We start from the raw sequence: 20,389 nt of genomic DNA, 5'->3' as shown, positions 1-20,389 counted from the left end.
TATTGGTTTAACTTACTTTTTTATAACAATAAAGTAACAGGCCTACATGAAGTAGGCCTATTTTTTTCATCATTTTATGAAGCTAAATGCGCTTATAACGCCTGGATTTTTTCAATCCAGGCCTGTTTCTGCGCTGATGGCAGGAACGAGGCTTCAAAAGAGTTAATCGCCAGTTGCTTTAACTCATCTGCATTTAAATCTAACGCTTCGGTAATGGCAATAAAGTTGTCATTCATATAGCCGCCGAAATACGACGGATCATCCGAGTTAACCGTCACCTTCACGCCCTGCTGTAACAAACGGCGGATATTGTGCTGCCGCATATCCTGCACCACGCACAGTTTTAAATTACTGAGCGGGCACACCGTAAGCGGCATTTCATCCTGAATCAGACGCTGCATCAGTGCCGGATCTTCTTCAGAACGCACGCCGTGGTCAATACGATTCACTTTCAGCAAGTCCAGTGCTTCCCAGATATATTCTGGTGGACCTTCTTCACCGGCATGCGCCACCACCAAGAAACCGTATTCACGGGCTTTGGCAAAAACGCGGGCAAATTTAGCAGGCGGATGCCCCACTTCGCTGGAATCCAGACCGACTGCAATAATCTGTTCTTTATACGGCAGTGCCTGTTCCAGCGTTACAAATGCTGCTTCTTCGCTAAGATGACGCAAGAAACACATGATTAAACGGGAACTGATGCCCAGTTTGCTTTGTGCATCATCACAGGCACGTTGCAAACCGTTAATTACTGTCGCAAAGGCAATCCCGCGGTCAGTATGGGTTTGCGGATCGAAGAACATTTCGGTATGTACCACCTGATCTTCTGCACACTTTTCAAAATAGGCCCAGGCCAGATCATAAAAGTCCTGCTCATGTACCAGCACATTGGCGCCGGCATAATAGATGTCTAAAAATGACTGCAGGTTATGAAAGTTATAGGCTTCTTTGACTTCCTCGACCGACTGATATGGAATGGCAATATTATTACGCTGCGCAATGGCAAACATCAGTTCCGGCTCAAACGTCCCTTCAATATGGACATGCAACTCTGCCTTGGGTAAGGCGCGAATCAGCTCAAGTTGATTCATCTCTCATCCTCATGAAAATAAAAAAGGGTGCAAACCGAGTTTACACCCTCAAAATGGTTGCTGGGGATTAACCGCCAAATAACGCGAATTTTAATGCCCACAATACTGCAATAATCCACACCATATACGGCACAGATGAAGCTTTACCGGTCAACAGCTTGATCAACGCATAGCTGATAAAGCCCATGGCAATACCGTCCGCAATTGAGTAGGTAAATGGCATAAATACGATGGTCAGGAAGGCTGGAACCGCTTCGGTAATATCTTCCCAATCAATATGTACAATGCCCTGAATCATCAGCACACCCACAAATAACAAGGCAGGTGCAGTAGCAAAGCCCGGTACCGATTGGGCCAGTGGCGCGAGGAATAAACACAGTACAAACAGCACCGCCACCACTACCGCAGTCAGACCGGTACGGCCGCCAGCAGCAACACCGGCAGACGATTCAATATACGGTGTGGTTGAAGAGGTACCCAGTGCTGCACCCGCTACAATGGCAGATGAATCGGCAAATAAGGCTTTTTTCAAACGTGGTAATTTACCATCTTTGAGCAGGCCCGCACGATGTGAAACGCCGACCAGGGTACCGGTGGAGTCAAACAGATCGACCAGGAAGAAGACGAAAATCACCCCGATCAGGCTGGCAGTAAACAGACCTTCAAAGTCCATTTGCATGAACGTTGGCGCGATAGACGGGATTTCACCGACCACACCTTTAAATTCGCTTAAGCCCAAAGCCGTAGAAATAGCCGTTAATACCAGAATACTGATGATAATTGCACCACGCACCTTGAATTGGTGCATCACCACAATCATCAGGAAGCCAAATAAGGCCAACAGCACTGAAGGCTGTTTCAAGTCACCCAGACCCACCAAAGTCGCCGGGTTATCGACAATAATGCCTGCGTTTTTTAGTGCAATTAAGGCCAGGAATAAACCAATCCCGCCGCCAATGGCCAGTTTCAGGGACATTGGAATGGCATTGACAATGGCTTCACGAATTTTGAACATGCTGATGGCAATAAACACCAGACCGGATACAAACACCGCAGCCAGCGCAGTTTGCCAAGGCACACCCATGCCCAGACAAACCGAATAGGTGAAATAGGCATTCAGGCCCATACCCGGTGCCAGAGCAATCGGATAGTTGGCAATCAGTCCCATCACCAGACAGCCAATTGCGGCTGCCAGACAGGTTGCAACAAAGACAGCCCCGTGATCCATCCCGGTTTCGGATAAAATCATTGGATTAACAATAATGATGTAACACATAGTTAAGAATGTGGTTACACCGGCAAGAACCTCAGTACGAAAACTGGTCTTGTTTTCGCTTAACTTAAATAAGCGCTCAAGCACATTTTCTGAAGATGGATTAGGAGTCGTCATGACCTCGCCCTTGTAAATAAACTTAAATACCCAACAGTGATGCGAAAGTACGGAGAAAATTCATCCCTACCCCTAGCATTGCCAAGCAACGGATATGCCAAAAGTTACACGCACAGGATAAGTCTATTTAGCCATTATGCTTTGAGCCCTTAACAGCTCAAATCAGATAAATTCTAAACAAAAAAGCCGCATAACTTTATGCAGCTTTACTTACCATAATTAAATCAACTATTTAAAAAATAAATACGCTAATTTAATTGTCTAATGGGTAAATTATATCACACTGATTTTTCATTGTTTCTAAAATTTATCTTTAATTTTCATTCAGAGCATTTCATGCTGAATTAGAATTTTTGGCCTAAACTTCCAGCCCGCTCAATAGAGAGTTCGATCTGTCGCATGTGATCATCCAGCGATGAACGATGTGAAGCCCGATCTTGTTCAATCAGATGCAGAGAGTCGCGTGTCTCCTGCACAATATTCTGCATTTCTTGTTGTCTGCGGTGTTGTTCCTGCCGAAACACCCAGACCATTAACAGGACAACCATGACAATAAAGGTCACGATCAGGATTTGCCTCATGCTCTTTACTATTATTAAACAAATTTAATTTATACTAACAAAAAATAAACAATATGTGAACCATGTCACAACTTTCAATTTGTGTATTAATCAAATTTTAACAATTCAAGCATTCAATTGGCCTTTAACTCACTCCTACCCTCACCTATTGAAATTTCAATTTCCTGACACCCATAAAAAAGTCCGCACTGGGCGGACTGTTTAGCCTTAACCGCAGGATGCTTGCACAATTTTATTACTGTTCGGATCAATGGTTACTGTGACTCGGTCAGCGCGATAATCCATGGTGACCGGCTGGCCAGGATGGACGCTGCGAACAATTTTGGCCTGGGTCCGCTGCTTGATTTCGCTCTGTGGCAAACTGCCCGATTGCCCAATCAGTTTTTTGGCTTCTTCTGCCACACACTGGCCTGGCTGCTGACGGAACAGCGCCCATTCTTCAACGATACTGCCATCTGGCAAATGGCAATAGCCCACCTGACCACTGTGTTCGTCTTTAATTTCCAGTCGGCCGCCCTGTTCAATACAATATTGACTGGCCGGATTGGCAAGTCCTACCTGTGCTGGGGGTTGCTGTACGGTGCTACAGGCCATAAGCGAGGCTGCAAGCGCAGCAAAAAGAACAATATTTTTCATGGGCAGTATTCTTGTATAAAAAAATATTAGCCTAGCAAATTTTACTGGACCTGCTGTGTCTTTTTGCAAAAGAGGGAGAAAGCTTCTTGTTAGTCTTGATGAGGGACAGCTTTGACTTATATAGAGCTATTACTGATAAATTGGTGGATGGAGAAATTACAGAGATAAAAAAAGGCTTATAAGTGTTTCACTTATAAGCCTTTAAAATTTGGTAGGCATATCCAGACTCGAACTGGAGACCTCTACGATGTCAAGGACGTTGGTCACATAGAAAAATCAATAGGTTATACGCCACTGTAGTCGAGTGTAGTCCCTTTAAAAATGCTTACAATTTAGCGAGTTTTTCATAGTCAATTAACACTTTGGCCACAGCCTTAGCAGCCAGCCAGTAACGCGCTTGAAACGCTGCCAATTCTGCTTCATTCGAGATAAAGCCAAGCTCAACAATCAAACCACCAGCATTCACGTAGGCTAGACGGCCCCTTGCTGACTTAGATTGATCAATCCAGCCATTATCACCACGCAAACGACTACCAAGAGCATCTGCCACGGCCTTCGATAGGTCTTGAGCCAGTTTCTTGTCTTTTGGCAGCGCAATGGTCTCAATTCCGTTTGCCTGCTTTGATGCTGCAGCATTCATATGGAATTCGACTGCCACACTTGAGCCTTTAATTAATTTTACCGCAGCAGACAATGGGTCGTTTTTAGTGCCAGTGCCATCCGTTTTGACTTGCAGCCCTGCCTCACGTAAATAATGAGTCACTGCATTTCGGAAATTGACGACCAGATCTGCTTCTTTGGTTTTACCATTCACCGCACCTGGATCAGTATTGCTATGCCCTGCTGTTATTGTGGCAAAGCCTAAAGGCTGATTGTGTAATTGTGGCTGTGCAATTTTACGACCTATCCAGCTCAAAGCTGGCAATACGGTCCCAATAATAAAAGGCGCATATTGTTCAGGGATAAAATTAAAGTCTAATGCCCACTGAATAACTAAAACTGCAAGCATTAAAAAAGCCCCCAGTAGCGGGAGCTTTACGGATAAGTACTGAAATGCACTTTCTTGGATTAATTTCATTTTTCCTCTCTCATATTTCGTTCATAAAGTTTGTTGCGGATTTCTTCAACCGTTCTTAAAAGCTGATCAGATTGTTTTTCAAGGACCTGAATGCTCTGGGTGTTGGTCATTGCTTGAGTGTTTACCGTGTCTGTCTTGCTCGTTTGAGTATTCCAAGCGACTACAAACAAGCCTGCTAAGAAAATGCCACCGAATCGCACAAGATTGGTAATGCTGTCGATCTTGGTTTTACTTTCATGTAGCACCCGGATCTGTGAATCCACCTCCTTAAACTTCGGATCAATCTCATTTCTGAGTTGCTTAATCTCACTTTTAAAGTTTGACTTGGCTCGATCCAGATCATCTTGCAGGTTATCTCGGGTTTGTGACAAATCGCTTCTGGTCTGCTGGTGATCCTTGTTTAACTGCTCGAGCTGCATATTCATGCGATCAAGCTTTTGGGGCATTTCCGCAAGCTTATCCATATTTTTAGATATGTCGTTGATCTTGTCTGAGATGGCAAGAAGCTGCCCTGCTGTTGCTACTGGTGGATCAGATGAGTAGTCATTTGGCATTGCGCCCCCTAAATTTTAGGTAATAAAAAAGCACCTTTCGGTGCGTTAAATCCAGTTTTCAATTTCAACAATTTGCTTAAATACTTTTGGATTGCTGTCTGCATCAATACACCAAACCACAAACCATGTATCTTCATGTTTATAAAGAAACCGATTGGTATTGTTTCTTCTGTAGTTTCCTGCAGCAGTTCCTCTTGTTATCCTTTGTTGAGATGTATTTGGCAATAGTACAAATGGTGTTGCGAGTCTCATCGAAGTTATTGATTTGATTTGTGATGTAAAAAGATTTCCGAATATGACTATTGATGAAAGCCCATCTGGCGAAATCGCATACCCCATAACATCTGCATTTGTATGAGTATTCAATAAGTATTGCATCTGACCGCCTAGTGTGAACGATGTGTCAAGATCACCTACTACAGGGTATTTGTTGGTGGGTGAGTCCTCTCTAACTATAAACAGATAATCCCCTGGCTCGGATGCCATTACAGTACTGTAAAACTGCAAAGGTGAAACATGCACACCCAATACAACTGCACCAACCAGGTCAAATGGATCTGCCAGTTCCAGAATTGCAAAACAATATTCACGGGTTGAGTTTCTCGAAAAACTAACTATTGCTCGTTTTCCATTTTTATAAAAGCTTATTCCCGTGACCGAGCGACCTGTTAAGCTCAAATCAACATCAGCAAATACGGGTGATGCTGGAATATCAAAAGGAGAATCACAAATACACTTGGATACTTTCAACGCCCCATTACTGCTTAAGCCGGGTTTGCCGATATAAAACGATTCCCCGGTATGATTGAAGAATGCAAACAGAAAATTGTGAACTGTAAGATCTGGCTTTGCGTATATCTGTGTCTCACTAATTAAAGTATTTACCTTAGGGAGATTGAAAGTTAGGATTGGGTCAAGCGCTGGCGTGACTTCAAAACATTCAGTAAACACCTCTTGATCACCAAGAAAACATGAAAGCATATAAAAATATGTTTCACCATCTTCAACATTAAAATCTTCATAAAAGTCGCTACCATCCAGAATTTCTGCATAAACAGCAGGTTTGCTTAGCGATGTAAAAGAGGATGCGCTTTTATAAATACGCACCCCCTCAATAATCTCATTGCTATCAACCCATACCATCTTGAGTTTAATGCTTGTTGTCATAATTCAATCACTTCAAAAGTCACATTTTGCGGTGCTGTTAAGTTGGAAACCAGTACATCATGGGTGAATGGATATAAACACTCATAACCATCGCGCACCGTTCTTAAAACAATGTTAATTTTTCGAGTATTTGGATCCATACTAGATGCAGGCAATGTGTAAGTATTTACGGCTGTCACATTTGCGTTTTGTGTTGATAGCACAACACCATCGGCGTCATACCCAATTATAGTGAGCAGGGTTTGAGTGTTTGGCTCAAGCACAACTGACCCCTCGAAATAACCAATCATTTCCCCCCCAGTTTGCTGTAGACGATTTCGATTTGCCCATGTAATTTGCACCCCTCCTTCAATATACAAAGGCATGAACATACCATTAATCTTCACATTCGCTGGTGGATAAGGGCGAATGGCGCGAGAGCGCATATAAACAGGCGTACTGCCAAGTTGCTCTAGTTTAGAGCTTGGGGTAACTGTTAGTGCTGATGCTTTGACATTTTGTCCTGCTAAATACTCAGTTAGCGAAAACAAACCATTTTCAGGGTTCGAGAGCCAAAAATTAGTATCAACACCCCACTCAAATGGAATTGTGTCTAATGCGCCACGCTTTACAGTTAAGATGCTTGTTTCAGTATCAAACGATTCAATAATCATAAATTCATATTGACCAACATTGCCGATAATCCAACTGCCGACAACAATTAAATCGCCTTGATTTAATGAACCCTCAATCTGTAAATTTTTTACAGGGATTTGCGTCGTTGTTCTCGATACTAATTGATCGAATTGACCGCTTGTAACAAACTCAGCATTGCCGTCAACAATCCAGCCATCTTCAGGCTTATCCACGTTTGCAGTTGTGATTTCAGCATATAAAGCATTCCACTGTGGTCTACGATATGTTGAGAATGTAAAACCAACGTCTTGGTTGTATGCAAGCTCCTCATCTAATTTTCGCTGTCCAATATTTTGTACTGCAATGTAGTAAGGTGCTTCAAATGTTTCACCAATTGCGGGTTTTGCAGGCTCTGCTTTTTCTTCAGTAGAATCATCAACTACAATGCTTGTGTTCATCTCTCCCGAATATGGAACAACCTCCTCAAAATCAATCATTACCTCATTGTTTAAGCCGTTACCCAAATCAATTTTCATAATTCGAGCTAAGATTGTGCCTTGCCATTTTTTAGACCAAGTGATCTTTACCAAGTCATAGCGATTCCACTTTCGAGCCTCACGCCACCCTGTTGTAAATGTGCCTTTCCACGCAGGTGTTGAGTATTGTTTCAATTTCCAGTTCGCCACAATTTCAGCATTTCGCATATTCATGAAATATGGAAAATCAATAGACTCAGCATTCGCATGACCCATTGTTAAAATTGATCCATTTTCATAAACAGAAAAAGTAGAATTCTTGATGCGCTGGCGGTCGTAATATGTGACATTGAGTTGATTTACAATATCGTCACTATTCATGACTTCAAGTGACAAATCCTTAATTTTATTTTCTGCAATATCGTGAATTTCATTTTCTTCAAACCAGTCATCGCGAAACAAAACCACCTCATAAAGTCCTGATTGTCGATTTACACGAACGCCTGCTTCGATGTGATAACAAAGCTCCTCAATTGCATCGATGCAGGATTTCTCATCAATCGCCCATGAAATACCCAGTCCTTCGCCCCAAATTCGATCTGCGGCCTTGATAAAATTCACATCATTAATATCCAATTCTGGCTTACCCATCGCCGTGTCGTCAGTAAGAATCTCCCGAATTTTATGGATTGGGTTAATGTCCTCATATTCGGTTTCTGTAAAGGTTTTACCCCTTAAAACCATTTGAGCATAAGGTCTTGGGGGGTAATCATTTTCAAAAGATGGGTACCGTCCATCAATTGTAACGCTAATCTTATATATACCTTTAGGTAGATCCTGCTGATACAGACTTGCAGTAACCCTATCCACTTGTTCAGTAAAAAAGGGGGCTATAATTGGAGTGTTATCTTCTGTTGTGATTTCAACTTTTGCGCCGGGCGTAGTGATTAGTTTTGCATCAAAAATCCCGCCACCCCAAAAAAATAGACCACTATACTTAAATGATCTAATAACCGCTCCACCCCACATTACATCGCTTTTTGGAGTGCCGCCAATCCACTCCAAAGGAGCAACTTTGGTGAACGGCTCATTAATCATAGTCATGCCATACTTACTCACCATGTGCACCACACTTGGATCACTTGCGCCTGGTGATCTTGGGAATTTGTATTGATGCACAATTTCCATTTTTTCGTAGTCATATGTATAAGAATAGCTTTGACCAACCTCAATAAAGGGAAATGTTCCAGCGTCCCATGGTACTGTATGCTTTCCAGATGGATCAATCCACGAACATGTACCGGCCATAGTTGGTTGAAACGGCTGGTATACATCTGATGGGAAGTACCGCTGAATCCCACTGCCAACCTCTGATTTTTCGTCATACCATTGCTTGCCGCCATCATTCTTGACACGAATCCGCTTCACCCAAAGCAGCATCTCTTTCATGTAGCCAGAGTTGCCGAGGTAGAAGCTGCTTTTAGCTGGGGCAGCATAGGCCTGACCATCAATCGGATCACTAAAGCCTCGGAAAACTAAATAAGATTGATATGGGTAGCCTGAAACCAGGGGGAAATATTGTTGGTAAGTTGGGTTTGGCTCAGGTTCCGGCAATCCGGTATGGATATCAATAACTCCCGCAACCCCACCTTCATTTTCACCAAATAGATTCGGCTCATAAATTTGAAGAAAATTAGGCCCATAATACTTTGGATCATGCAAAATCCACTTCCGATTATCGAAATTAATGCCGAGAAACTTCTCAATTCGATTCCCGATAAACGCAGCAAATTTTGCATAATAGCGGTATCCAGTGACTTGTGACGTCTTACCAACCCCTAAAAAGCCACCGCTTTTTTTCTTGATTGCTTGGGTGGATTTACCCCAGATATCCGTGATGTTTGCATGCACGTGTGGACTGCCAGCAATGTCACAAAATGAAGTACCCTCGTCTGCAATCGTCCCGTCCAGCTGATTCGGCTTTGGCTGGTTTTTCTTCTGCATCTTGCGCATTTGCAGGAATGTATAGATACCCACTGCAACCGCAACCAGCGCCGCACCAATAAGCAGCGGAATAATCGCTTTTTCCTGACGAATTTCATATTTTTCAATATCAAGCGTCTGGCTAAAGCAGACAGCAGGCACAAACATGGCCAGCAAAAACAAAATTACATGCATATCAAGCCTACTTAATTAATTGAGTTTCCAGCGGGTTTTCGGTCGGCATATTTGGATGGCCACCGTAACGCAGGCGGTTATTAAATTTCTCATGACACATTTTCAGTGACTGATCACAACCAGGCGCAAGTCGCACCACATCACCAACTTCAAGCCCAATGTGCTGCCGGTATAGTCGGGCATTTCCATTTGAGCTGTTGCTAACAATGAACGTAAACACGCCATCTTTTTTCAGCACACCACGATTGAGCCACCCCGCAGGATAGCTTTTGATTTCCATCACCGGGTCGCCATCTGTGTAAGTTGGCTGACCTTCACCATCCAGTACCGGCTGCCCAAATTCATCGAGTACTGGCACTTGCTCAAACACTGGATTGCCGAGCTCATCTATCACCTGGGTTGGATTGACCGTGTAAGTAATGTCAAGCCCATTAACTGCAGTGATAGTTACTTCAAAGGCCCATTCGTTAAAATCCAAGCCGCAAAACTTGTCGTAAATGTTGTTCGGGCACGTGCGCTGAAACTTTCGTGTCAGAATGTTCCGGCGCATAAAGCTTTCTGCAGTTGAACAAACTAGCGTCATTGTGTTGTCGCGGTCACTAAATTTTGGCTGCGTCACCCGGCCTTTAAACAGCACAAGCGCATCTGCACCATCCAGTTCGATCAGCATAAAATGCACTGATTCAAGATAAATCTTGTTCAGAAACACCTGGGTAAAACTGTCATCTGCATCATTGAATAGCGGATATGGATGCGGAAAAGTCAGCTCGACTTCACACTTATCAATATCCGCATCTTCGATATTTCCACGGCTTAAACCACGAACCGGGTAATAAGTATTTTCGTTGTGAGTGACCGCTTTACGTGCGCTGGTGAAAAACCATTGCTTGCTGCCATGGGTAAATTGATAAAGCTCTACACGTGCCATTAGTTGTCAATCTCCACAATCGGTACAGTGACTCTTGTTTTGCCTGCGCCTAAAAACTGAAACTCAACCCGGTCTGCATCCAGGCGATGCAGCCCTAAATAGCAGATGCTCTGAATATTGTTGCGCTGCGTATTAATGGCCGGCGAAACTGTAAACGAGCCACCAGTGCGGCTGGTAATTTCATGCGCTGTCCAAGTGCCATCCTTGCGTTTGACTGCGATATGTTTGCGGTCGGCTTCAACGATGTATTTGGTATTGGTGCTTAAATTGGTGGTGATATTGCCCGTGTTTAAAATATTCAAATGCTTTTCATATAGCGGCATCCAGAATGCACGTGAACGTCCAGACCTGCGGAACAAGAATCGGCGATAAGCATTGAACTCTGACCAGTCTTTTAAAACCGAAATGAACGGTTTTAAATACTTCGGCTTTGTGTGATGTGTGTACTGCTGAAAGCCGCCGATTGAGCCATCAACAAAGTTTTGATGTTGGGTCAGCGTCATTTCGAGTGAGTCACCATCAAGCAGCAGCGGCTTGAAATAAATATCTTGACCCTTGAATTGCTCTGGCACATCACCCTCATGCTCCGGCAAATCCTCTGCCAGCACACGAAAAACAACTGAAGCATTGGACCAGAAACCACCTGCATTGATAGAAGCATCACCATCAATCACGCAGATCCGTAGCGGCATGATTACTGCATTGGTTACAGTCACATTGGCGACCAGCCGAAAGCCATCCTGGTATTCGGTGATCAGCTCTTGAATCACCTCATCCGTTTCTGGATCACGTATTTCTTCCTGGATAATGATGTAGCGGCCACGATCAATGATCTCGACCACCTGAGCACCTTCACTGCTCTCAATAAAAGCAAAACCGACTCTAAGGTCGGCTATGGTATCTGCTGCATCGAGAATAATGTAATCATCATCAACAATATCTAGAATGGCTCGTTTTACCTGGCGCAGCGGAATGCCCCATTGTTTGCGTAGATTTGCATAGAGCATATGAAACATATCACCCATGGCTTTACGCAGCTGGGTGTAATTGAAATTCAGGATCTGACGCGGTGCTTCACGCAATGGATAACGCTCTTCACTACCATCAAATGATTCATGAACTTCAGTCATCCATTCCAGGCTTTCAGTCGAATCCAATAGAGGGCAATTTGTTAATACGTGCACCTCGCCATATGACGTTTGTATTTTCATTTTGTCCTCAAATTGCGGGCATTAAAAAAGCCACCTAATCAGGTGGCTATCACTTGGTTCTTCATGCTTGCTTTTGCTGAATCAATTTTGCAAATAAAGAATCCAATAGGAGGTAAAGACGCTCTTTTTCAACCTTCATCGTAACCAATTTTCCATTTGAAAAATCTCGATCCAAATGATAATCCGCATTAACACGCAAATCATGTAATGCACGAAGCTTCAACTCTAGTTTTTCGAACAAATCTTCGTTTTCAGTATCTTGCAAAATATGGCAACAATTTTGTAATGCTGCGTGGGTTGCTCCGCCTGCAGCATTATATTGACTCAGGTAATGGTTACTTAACCAGTCTTTAACTATATGAAAAAGCTCATAGTAATGTCGTCCAGCGCACACCCTTAATACAAACTCATCATTAATAGTATTATCTTTGTTTCTCTCAAGGAAATCAGCAATTAAGCCAAACTCTTTAGCAGCCATTACCACCCTCTACATCAAGACAACGAGGCAAGGAAAAGTAAAAGCAAAGTTTTTTTGACATTTCTCTGATTATTTCTTTATTTTCCACATCATCTGTTTTTCTTAATTTAATAATTTCATCCTGTAACTCATCATTCATATCGCCCACCAAGTCTTCAATGTTTTTGTCAGACTTCGAGACAGGCAAATAAATTAAGTAGCTAAATGTGCTTCTATCACGATCATGAAAGACTTCAGTGTCAAAAGTTGTCGTAATATTAAAATATTTAAAGAAAATTTTATCAATTGCAATATGATATGAGCGAAACAAATCTACACTTACATTTATTGATTCCAAATAAGATAAAGTGTTGCGCATAAGATTAATCTCTCGCTGATAGCGTGCCGAATAAGGGCTTTCAATCCCTTTTAAGCATTTAGAAATATCCTCAAGTTCATCCAGATATCCGTAACCAATCAAAGCTCGACAAATTCCCTGGAATATATCTAGGGATGTTGGCTCTTTTATGATTGCATTTTTATAAATCGGAAAAGCTTCCTTATGCCTACCGCTCACAAATAAAGAGTTAGCATAGTTTAGTGAAGAAGTTGAATCTTTATTTGAAAAGTTATATGCAATTTTAAAATGCTCTAAAGCTTTATCTAAATTGTTTTCATAGGTTGCCAGGATGCCTAGTCCAATATTGGCGTCCAATACTTCCTTATCAAGAATTTGATTGAGGCTTCTACGCAATTCCGCCTTTTTTACTGCAGTTGCACCAAACGCTCTCTGATCCTTTAAACCCAAGTGCGCAAAGTAATCTACTACCTCTTTTAAACGAGTCTCAGCGATAGGCGCAATTAAATGCATATTTTACTCTTAAATTAGATGATTGTTCTTTACCACGTTTGAATTATACGATTAGCCTGCTCCTTGTCTAGCTTAATTATCTAAAACACACTAAATTCCAGATAAAAGCCCACCGAAGTGAGCTTATGCGAATCCTAGTTCCTAACGATGTTGTCTTATGAGAAGTTCAACTCACAGAATCGCTCTAATTCACGAATATAGGTAGTTTTCACCAAGCTCATTGTATGCACATGAATTCGCTCAAGCGTCTTACTCAAGACATCTTTCCACTCTTTATGTAATGGATTTTCATCACTATCACTAATTGCAGGAAATTCTAAAGGCCCAATAAATAATGCTTCAAAAATTGGCTTAAACTCACCTTTGAATTGATTTGCGTAAGACTCAAACCCAGTGCCATGAAAGTCTTGATCAATTACATTACACATGGTTTCCCAAGCTTTTATTCCAACGCTATCGATTTCTATATCGGATTCAGTCTTAATAAATTTAACGATATTACCCAAAACACTCTCCAAAATTTAAACCTTACTACGATTTCGCTTCATGTGGTAAAGAAAAGCCTTTTCACCTTCAGGGCTGTATAACCAATCCTTTGCCTCATCCTCATCCTTAACCATAATCACGCGCAGGTTGTTGTCGATGGGTCTATTAGTGTTGCTTTCACGCGCTTCACTTAAATATCGAGTTAAATCCTTGTTTTGCTCTGGATTTAAAACACGCTCACCACCATCGAGCAACCATGTGCCTTCTTTCGGGATATTGTCGATACCGTCGTGGGCCATACCGGTCAGATTAACTGACTTCATGCTTGCGGCCTGGGCAACCTGTAAAGCCGCTGCAGCTGCACCGACTGCAGGCGCAATGTATGGGCCAATGTATGGCGTGCCTACTACTGCGTCAAAAGCTTTGGAATAGGCCGCCGGAATGTTCAGCATTGCCTGAGCTACTGCAAAAGCTTTCTGAGCCGCAAACAGCACCGCATAGGTTTTAGAGTTCTCATCCACCAGCGCAGCAAATCCACCCAGCATGCCTTCCATGTAGCTAGCGGTAGACTTGGCTTGCAGTTCAAGTTTTGCATTTTGATACGCTTCCTCGTTTAACAGATCGAGTTCACGCATCTTTTGCAGCACTTCAAATTGCCGCTCTAATGGATTTTCTCCATAACCCATCACATTTCGGTAATCTTCAATTGCGCTATCACGCTCATAAGATTCTTCAATGTTCTGCTGTGCGGATGCCTGCGAAAGAAGCGCATCCCGCATTTCTGGTGAATAGCCCGGAGTGCTTAGGATTTCTTCACGCACCAGCGCGTAATACTCACGCGCGTAGTCGCCTGCGGTCATCCAGTGGCGCTTAATCTCCAACAGAGTTTTGTCTTGCGAAATGCGAGTTAAAGACTGTTCTATTTTGGATTGAGCATCGAGAGATGCTTTTTTTAGCTTTCGTTCATCATCAAGAAGACCTTTTGTTGCATCTATCTTCAACTTGTCAATGTTCAACTGCGCTTCTAGCTTTTCAGCTTCCGTCATGCGGTATTGATTGAGCTCAAAGTCAAGCTCAGATGCATATAGCTTTTTACGAGCCTCGGACACCTCTTGAGCATCGGCAATCATGCGTGTTTTTGCACTAGAAGTAAGTGCTGCACCCTGGATTTGTAAGATCTCATCACGAAGGTCGGTTTCAATTCGATTGAACTCGCTACCGTATTCGTAGATTAATCTTTTGGCATCTTCTAAAGCGCGCTCTTGCTCACGCAAGGCTTTAGTGTTTTCCTTAGCGGCCTTTGCTGCTTCGTTTTGCTTTTTGACCCACTCATCCATGCCTGATGTAACACCGGCCATGCCTTGATTTGCCCGAGCCATAGCCTTAACAGCTTTGTTTGTGGTGTCACTAAACAATCCGTCTATCATCTTTGTGACATCTTCAGCAACCTTGGCATTGTCTTGCATTGCCATAGAAACGCCGCTGTCTGGTGCTCTGGATAGCGTTGTGCCCAAGATTGCCTTTCTAGCCCACTTGATACCTGGAATATTATCGGCCCATGAGCCTTTTTCGGACGCAGAGTTGACTGTTTTATTGGCCAGTGCGGCATCATGTGCCAATCCTGCAATTGCATTCGATAGCATCTTAATTGTGGCGTACACTCCAATACCAACCGCCGCAACACCTCTGAACACATTCCCTAGTGTTTCACCTGCATCCGATAGTAGATTTGTCTCAGAGGTCGCATCATTCATTGCATCTCCGATCGAAACTAGTGCTGGCATCAATCCTTGGATAAACTGGTTTTTCGCACCCTGAACTTGCAAATCCAGCAGACCTAGTTGAACTTTAAGTTCAGCTGCTTTTTGAATTGCATGTTCATCCATGATGACGCCAGCTCTCTCAGCTGCGTCTGCCCAAAACTTAAATCCCTCCCCTCCATTTTTCAACAATGGGATAAGATTGGTTGTGTCGGATGCCATACTTTCTAAGTAGAAAGACATTTGCTGCTGGGTAACCCCGGCCTCTTCAAGTTTATCTACATAAAGCTGGAGCGCCTGTGGGCCTGACAGGTTCTGCATTTCCAGTGCGAGCTTTCGGGCACCTTCTGCCGAACCTTCGGTTTTGGTAGCGATCTGCTCAAAGAAATCAACCGCACCACCAGAACCAATAGTGATAAACTCACCCAGTTTTTCATTAAAATCCTTTAGCTGATCGGATAGCTTGTCCATTGGAATACCAACGGTTTGAGCGCCTGCGGCTAGCTTTTGAAACTCCTGGGTGGTTGTGTTGGAGATGTTTGCAAAAGTTTGGAGCTCTTGGGCAGCATTAGCATATTCCTTTGCCATAGCAAATACACCCGCCCCCACTGCAGCTGCGCCAGCAACAGCAACTGCGCCAAAAGTATTCACATGGTCGCGCATTTTGCTAAAACTGATCTTAGTTTGTTTTTCTGCTTCTTTTACAGGCCCAACAAACTGACCAATTTTGGCGATTAAATCTAGGGTTAATGTGCCTAGCTTGGTGCTCATACAAAACTCCGGGCAATAAAAAACCGCCTTTCGGCGGTTAGTCTTTTGGTTTATCTAAAGGTTCTTCTCAAACTCTAATATGCAACCTTTAATTGCGGCATCTTTAAATTCGCTCACAGCTTTTTGCTTGTCAGCTGTGTTTTTAAATACAGGCACTTTAAAAGCATCAACGACTGCAGCCTTTGCAACCTTTGTCAGTGCTCCATTACCTAGATCAACACGATACATATCTTCAAACTTCTTGCCGTTTTGTCTATGCTTCATGGCAACTTCAGCAAAAGATGAAATATTCACACAATAATCAATATCAGCTTGGCTTACAGTTTTTTTATTAGTTTCGATGTCAGATTGTTCTGAATAACTTCCGCGTTCAAGCATTTTTGTCAGATCAGATATTCGCTGTTCAGAATTATCAGCATGTGCAAATCCAGCAATCAGCATAGTTAAAATTAATAACTTTTTCACACCCAGCCCCAAATTTATAATTTAGAACAAGATACTAATTAAACGGCCAAAAAGAAACCTCCCGAAGGAGGTTTGCTTTTAGAAGTTGTATCGAAGTCCGGCTTTGTAGGTTGCACCATCTACATCTAATTCACTACTTGATCCAGAACCACAAATATTGTTGTAGCAAGCCTCACCACTTGTATTCCATAGCCATTTATAACCAAGTGCAGCGTAGGCTGCTAGGTTTGGCTGAAAATAATGGCCAATTTCTAACTCTAATGGTAATACAAAATAGTCTAAATCAATCGCATAGTCTTTTGCTGACAACCAGGCATAACCCACACCAGTGGAAACTACCCCATAGTTATTATTTTGGTTGAATAATCGATAGCCAAACTTTGAATAAATTTCAGAATATTTCCAGTCACTATCAGCTTGATATGTAAATCCAAGTCCTGCAGAAAGATTCTCCTGAACCCCCATTATCCCTAAATCGATACCACTAAAAGTAGAGTCGCCACCCACATTTTCCGCACCAATTCTTGATCCAGAAAAAGCAGCATTAAAACTTACATAATCGCCCAAGGCGGAGGGCGCACTTGATGAGTAAGACTTCTTTGGTGCTTGATATTGCACTGGCTCGCCCATTGGTGCTGGCTCACCTTGTTGCAACATCAATGGCTTGTTCGCTACTGCAACTGTCGAAATAACCCCAACAACCCCAGATAAAATTAATTTTTTCATTATATTACCCCCGTTTATGGTGGAGATAAGATACTAATTTAATAGCCAAAAAGAAACCGGCCTAAGCCGATTTCTATTCTCCGCCATAAGTCTTCAGCATATATTCCTCTAAAGACATTTCTTCTGGCTGATTTTCATGAGGCATGAAGCTTAAAGCCTTAACGTTTTTCGCGCCTTTGGAACTCAGGTAGGTGGCCATCAGGTTACCAAAGCCCTGCTCAATACGACGACCAACAAAAAGCGAGCCTCGTTTTTCACGAAAGGCCCGCCAGATCGCAAACTCCTTGGTGCTTATTCTTCGCTTGGCTTCGGCAATCGTTCTTCCTCCGATTCCGTTGATGACGAGCTCGCACCAGAATTCTTCTGCTTCGAAATCCAGTTCTTCCCCGAGAAGTCTAGCACCTCGTCGGCCGCCTGGTACATCGCATCAATGATTTCTGTCGATACTTCGCCGGTGCTTTGAATTGTCGGGAAAAAGCGTTCACCATCTTCCGAATAGATAGCTTCAAAAAGAATCGCTTTGGTGAGCTGGTCCAATGTTGCTGTTTTGCGGTCTTTTAGCTTCCAGTGATTAATCGCATTGGCTTTTTCATCGTGAGTCAGGATTTTAACCAGAATCTCCCCTTCAAAAACCTCACCACCCGAGTCACGAAACTGGATTGTCTTTTGAACGTAGCTACCAACACCGACCGCTTTTTTAGCTGATTTTAATGTTAATTTTGCCATTACGGAGTCACCACTCGTGGAGTAATTACGACTGCTGAAGTGCGAACAAGTGTGAATGTATAGCCAACTAAAGCGTCTTGCTCAATCGTTGGTGCAGCTGGGTTGATATAACCCTCAAATGACCACCAGATGCGATCTTCTGGCAGGTCGATACCTGCAACAGCTTCATAGGTTGGCGGAGTTTTTGAATGACTTGAGCCAATATACCATTGGATTTTTTCACCAGAGTCAGCCAATTCAATTAGTTTCAAATGGCTTGTGTTTGTATCATCAAGATCAATTTGAATAGAGCCTTCACCCGGATCACGCAGACCACGCTCGTAGTCTTTTGTGTCAGAGTCTAGGCAAGTTGCATCAATCTTTGAGAACGAGTCCTCCCCAAATGAAAATGCTTTAGGGCAAGTGAAGCGGACAACCGCGCCATCAACTACCGCAAATACTTGTGTACCTTGCGCTTTAACATGTGCCATGAGTAGCTACTCCTCAATTTTAGGCATAAAAAAAGCACCTGTTTAGGTGCTATGTGAAAAAACAAATTTGTTTAACGATCCAAAAACCAATTCGCATCAAAGCCGCGACCAAAAATATTGGTATCGGCGATACGTTCAAAATGGTTTGGGTGAATATTGGTGACATAGCAATGTAGCTCTAAAGCCTTTCGTATTGCTGCTCGAATATCTGATGCTCTTTTCTGCTGGGTGTCATAAACCACAATCTGGAATGACACATGATCGGTATTCGCCGGACAATCTAAATGGTTTTCAGGACTTGCTGTGACCACCGACCAAACTGCATAAGGATAAGGTGTTTTGTGTGGCGCAATATCTTCAAATACCCTTAAAGGATTGGTGCCAAGCAATGCTGTGACTGCCGAAGCCAATTTTAGTGTCGGAACTACAGGTAAAATATTCATAATTTTGCGAGTTCCTTGTCGATTTCTTTATTGAAGTTTTCAGCAAAGCTATTGGTTACGGCTTGGATGTTGTTTTGCAGTGCTGGCCGCATGAATGGGGTTGGTGGATTATGCACACTGCCCAGCTCAACCCAACGCCAATGTCGGGTGTCGCCACCGCTTGTATTAGGCGGATTTGGATTAGAAAATGACGCACCACCACGCACACCGACACGCATCACCACTTCATTTGGATTTCGTGTTTTCCCTGCGGCAATTGCAATATTTTTCCAAATCTTTTCGGCTGTTTGCGGGTCATCTATTGCTTTTGCACCTGATCGAGCAGCATCACGCACAATTGCCATGGCTTTACGCATGGAACGCCTTGCAGCATTCTTCATCAAGCGCGGATTGCCAAGTCTTTTAAGCTTTTCCTGAACTTCATCCAAGCCTTCAATATTGAATTCTACTGACATAGCTCACTCCACTAAAGACAACTCCAGCGTCATATAAATCCGACCGTTTTCATTGTCGGGTTTAGGTGGTGACACGATCTGGAATGTCTGCCCGTCAAATAAAACGCGCATACTTGAGTCAATATCATTACGCTTACGCAGTTTTAATCGAGCTGTCGTTTCCGATCCCGCAGCTTTGGCCGTTAAACTGTCCTTTACTGAAAGAAACTCCAGTTTACCCCAAAGTTTTTTGTATTCAGTCCAGGCTTCGGTTTCATAGTTATATTCATCATAAACCGTGGTTTTATGCTGAATCGTCACACGGTGGCATAGTTCGCCGGCACGTTGGGACATATCACACCCCCATGTCACGATAAGGCTGAATTAAGGACCAGTATCCTAAAGGCAATTCAATCGTTGCCTGAGTGGTGGCTTCCCGGTTGGCATACAGGTGCGCAACAAAGAGAAGCCGAGCAGCATCTAAGGCTCTGTTATCAACCAGATCATTTTCGTTTACTCGCTCAGCCTCGGTTGCGATAACTTTGCGGTCTAAATGTGCTTGGATTTGCTCATTGGCAGCATCGATATATGCCTGTATCAAAGTATCTTCATCATCATGATCTACACGACAATGCAACTTAGCTTTTGCGAGATCAATCATTCTGGTTTCGCCTGTTTTGCTGGGGTTTTAGTGGTTTTAGGTTTTGGCTCTTCTGTGGATTCAACCAAAACACCCTTATCAACTAAGTGTTTCACATCCGCTGGATTTGCTGTGCGCTTATCACCAGTCTGGTAATACTTGTCACCATAGTGCTCACGCTTAACATCGTACTCAGTCATGACTATCTCCTAATAAATAAGGGCCAGCTAGTTGA

General features: G+C 43.0%; 23 protein-coding genes. All 23 read right to left on the bottom strand.

The features are described 5' to 3' along the window. Window positions 1-92 precede the first annotated feature (92 nt). Complete coding sequence (locus tag F905_RS03065; RefSeq protein ID WP_005176985.1) at window positions 93-1,091, bottom strand: adenosine deaminase; 999 nt, start codon at window positions 1,089-1,091, stop codon at window positions 93-95. Between the two features lie 67 nt (window positions 1,092-1,158). Continuing rightward, window positions 1,159-2,481 carry an NCS2 family permease gene (locus F905_RS03060; protein WP_005176982.1) on the bottom strand — a complete coding sequence of 441 codons (1,323 nt, stop codon included), beginning with the start codon at window positions 2,479-2,481 and terminating at the stop codon, window positions 1,159-1,161. A gap of 344 nt (window positions 2,482-2,825) precedes the next feature. Beyond that, window positions 2,826-3,062 carry a hypothetical protein gene (locus tag F905_RS03055; protein ID WP_005176979.1) on the bottom strand — a complete coding sequence of 79 codons (237 nt, stop codon included), beginning with the start codon at window positions 3,060-3,062 and terminating at the stop codon, window positions 2,826-2,828. A 207-nt stretch (window positions 3,063-3,269) separates the two neighbouring features. Further along, window positions 3,270-3,698 (bottom strand): I78 family peptidase inhibitor, encoded by a 429-nt coding sequence (locus F905_RS03050; RefSeq protein ID WP_005176977.1) that lies wholly within the window; start codon window positions 3,696-3,698, stop codon window positions 3,270-3,272. Window positions 3,699-4,023: 325 nt separating this feature from the next. Further along, window positions 4,024-4,776: an N-acetylmuramoyl-L-alanine amidase gene (locus F905_RS03045; RefSeq protein WP_005176976.1), complete on the bottom strand. Its 753-nt coding sequence runs from the start codon at window positions 4,774-4,776 to the stop codon at window positions 4,024-4,026. Beyond that, complete coding sequence (locus tag F905_RS03040) at window positions 4,773-5,330, bottom strand: coiled-coil domain-containing protein (protein ID WP_005176974.1); 558 nt, start codon at window positions 5,328-5,330, stop codon at window positions 4,773-4,775. Before F905_RS03040 ends, F905_RS03045 begins: the two co-directional genes overlap by 4 nt. Window positions 5,331-5,375: 45 nt before the next feature. Further along, the gene (locus F905_RS03035) at window positions 5,376-6,497 is read right to left on the bottom strand and encodes a hypothetical protein (protein WP_005176970.1); all 1,122 of its coding nucleotides are present in this window, start codon (window positions 6,495-6,497) and stop codon (window positions 5,376-5,378) included. Next, window positions 6,494-9,766, bottom strand: a complete 3,273-nt coding sequence (locus tag F905_RS14945) for a phage tail protein (protein ID WP_005176967.1) — start codon at window positions 9,764-9,766, stop codon at window positions 6,494-6,496. The genes F905_RS03035 and F905_RS14945 overlap by 4 nt, the downstream gene beginning before the upstream one ends. Before the next feature lie 7 nt (window positions 9,767-9,773). Then, window positions 9,774-10,694, bottom strand: coding sequence for a phage BR0599 family protein (locus F905_RS03025; protein ID WP_005176965.1), 921 nt, complete (start codon window positions 10,692-10,694; stop codon window positions 9,774-9,776). Beyond that, a complete protein-coding gene (locus F905_RS03020) occupies window positions 10,694-11,824 on the bottom strand; it encodes a hypothetical protein (RefSeq protein ID WP_228127885.1) in 1,131 nt (376 codons plus the stop codon). Before F905_RS03020 ends, F905_RS03025 begins: the two co-directional genes overlap by 1 nt. Before the next feature lie 142 nt (window positions 11,825-11,966). Then, window positions 11,967-12,383, bottom strand: coding sequence for a hypothetical protein (locus F905_RS03015; protein ID WP_005176960.1), 417 nt, complete (start codon window positions 12,381-12,383; stop codon window positions 11,967-11,969). After that, complete coding sequence (locus tag F905_RS03010; RefSeq protein ID WP_005176958.1) at window positions 12,373-13,233, bottom strand: tetratricopeptide repeat protein; 861 nt, start codon at window positions 13,231-13,233, stop codon at window positions 12,373-12,375. Before F905_RS03010 ends, F905_RS03015 begins: the two co-directional genes overlap by 11 nt. 155 nt (window positions 13,234-13,388) lie before the next feature. Beyond that, window positions 13,389-13,739 carry a hypothetical protein gene (locus F905_RS03005; protein ID WP_005176955.1) on the bottom strand — a complete coding sequence of 117 codons (351 nt, stop codon included), beginning with the start codon at window positions 13,737-13,739 and terminating at the stop codon, window positions 13,389-13,391. 15 nt (window positions 13,740-13,754) lie between these two features. After that, window positions 13,755-16,250 (bottom strand): phage tail tape measure protein, encoded by a 2,496-nt coding sequence (locus F905_RS14940; RefSeq protein ID WP_005176952.1) that lies wholly within the window; start codon window positions 16,248-16,250, stop codon window positions 13,755-13,757. Window positions 16,251-16,304: 54 nt separating this feature from the next. After that, window positions 16,305-16,715, bottom strand: coding sequence for a hypothetical protein (locus tag F905_RS02995; protein WP_034597469.1), 411 nt, complete (start codon window positions 16,713-16,715; stop codon window positions 16,305-16,307). Window positions 16,716-16,793: 78 nt separating this feature from the next. Further along, complete coding sequence (locus tag F905_RS02990) at window positions 16,794-17,441, bottom strand: hypothetical protein (RefSeq protein ID WP_005176947.1); 648 nt, start codon at window positions 17,439-17,441, stop codon at window positions 16,794-16,796. 291 nt (window positions 17,442-17,732) lie between these two features. Further along, the gene (locus tag F905_RS02980) at window positions 17,733-18,167 is read right to left on the bottom strand and encodes a phage tail assembly chaperone family protein, TAC (RefSeq protein WP_005176941.1); all 435 of its coding nucleotides are present in this window, start codon (window positions 18,165-18,167) and stop codon (window positions 17,733-17,735) included. After that, window positions 18,167-18,637, bottom strand: coding sequence for a phage tail tube protein (locus F905_RS02975; protein WP_005176939.1), 471 nt, complete (start codon window positions 18,635-18,637; stop codon window positions 18,167-18,169). Before F905_RS02975 ends, F905_RS02980 begins: the two co-directional genes overlap by 1 nt. Before the next feature lie 71 nt (window positions 18,638-18,708). Further along, window positions 18,709-19,080, bottom strand: coding sequence for a DUF3168 domain-containing protein (locus tag F905_RS02970; protein WP_005176937.1), 372 nt, complete (start codon window positions 19,078-19,080; stop codon window positions 18,709-18,711). Further along, window positions 19,077-19,535, bottom strand: a complete 459-nt coding sequence (locus tag F905_RS02965) for an HK97-gp10 family putative phage morphogenesis protein (RefSeq protein ID WP_005176936.1) — start codon at window positions 19,533-19,535, stop codon at window positions 19,077-19,079. Before F905_RS02965 ends, F905_RS02970 begins: the two co-directional genes overlap by 4 nt. A gap of 3 nt (window positions 19,536-19,538) precedes the next feature. Continuing rightward, the gene (locus F905_RS02960) at window positions 19,539-19,868 is read right to left on the bottom strand and encodes a phage head closure protein (protein ID WP_005176935.1); all 330 of its coding nucleotides are present in this window, start codon (window positions 19,866-19,868) and stop codon (window positions 19,539-19,541) included. Between the two features lies 1 nt (window position 19,869). Then, window positions 19,870-20,175: a head-tail connector protein gene (locus tag F905_RS02955; protein ID WP_005176934.1), complete on the bottom strand. Its 306-nt coding sequence runs from the start codon at window positions 20,173-20,175 to the stop codon at window positions 19,870-19,872. Beyond that, a complete protein-coding gene (locus F905_RS02950; protein ID WP_004782345.1) occupies window positions 20,172-20,354 on the bottom strand; it encodes a hypothetical protein in 183 nt (60 codons plus the stop codon). The genes F905_RS02955 and F905_RS02950 overlap by 4 nt, the downstream gene beginning before the upstream one ends. Window positions 20,355-20,389: the final 35 nt, after the last annotated feature.

This window comes from Acinetobacter sp. CIP 53.82 (genome assembly GCF_000369465.1).
GTDB lineage: Bacteria > Pseudomonadota > Gammaproteobacteria > Pseudomonadales > Moraxellaceae > Acinetobacter > Acinetobacter indicus.
This window is presented reverse-complemented; position numbering and strand designations above follow the sequence as displayed.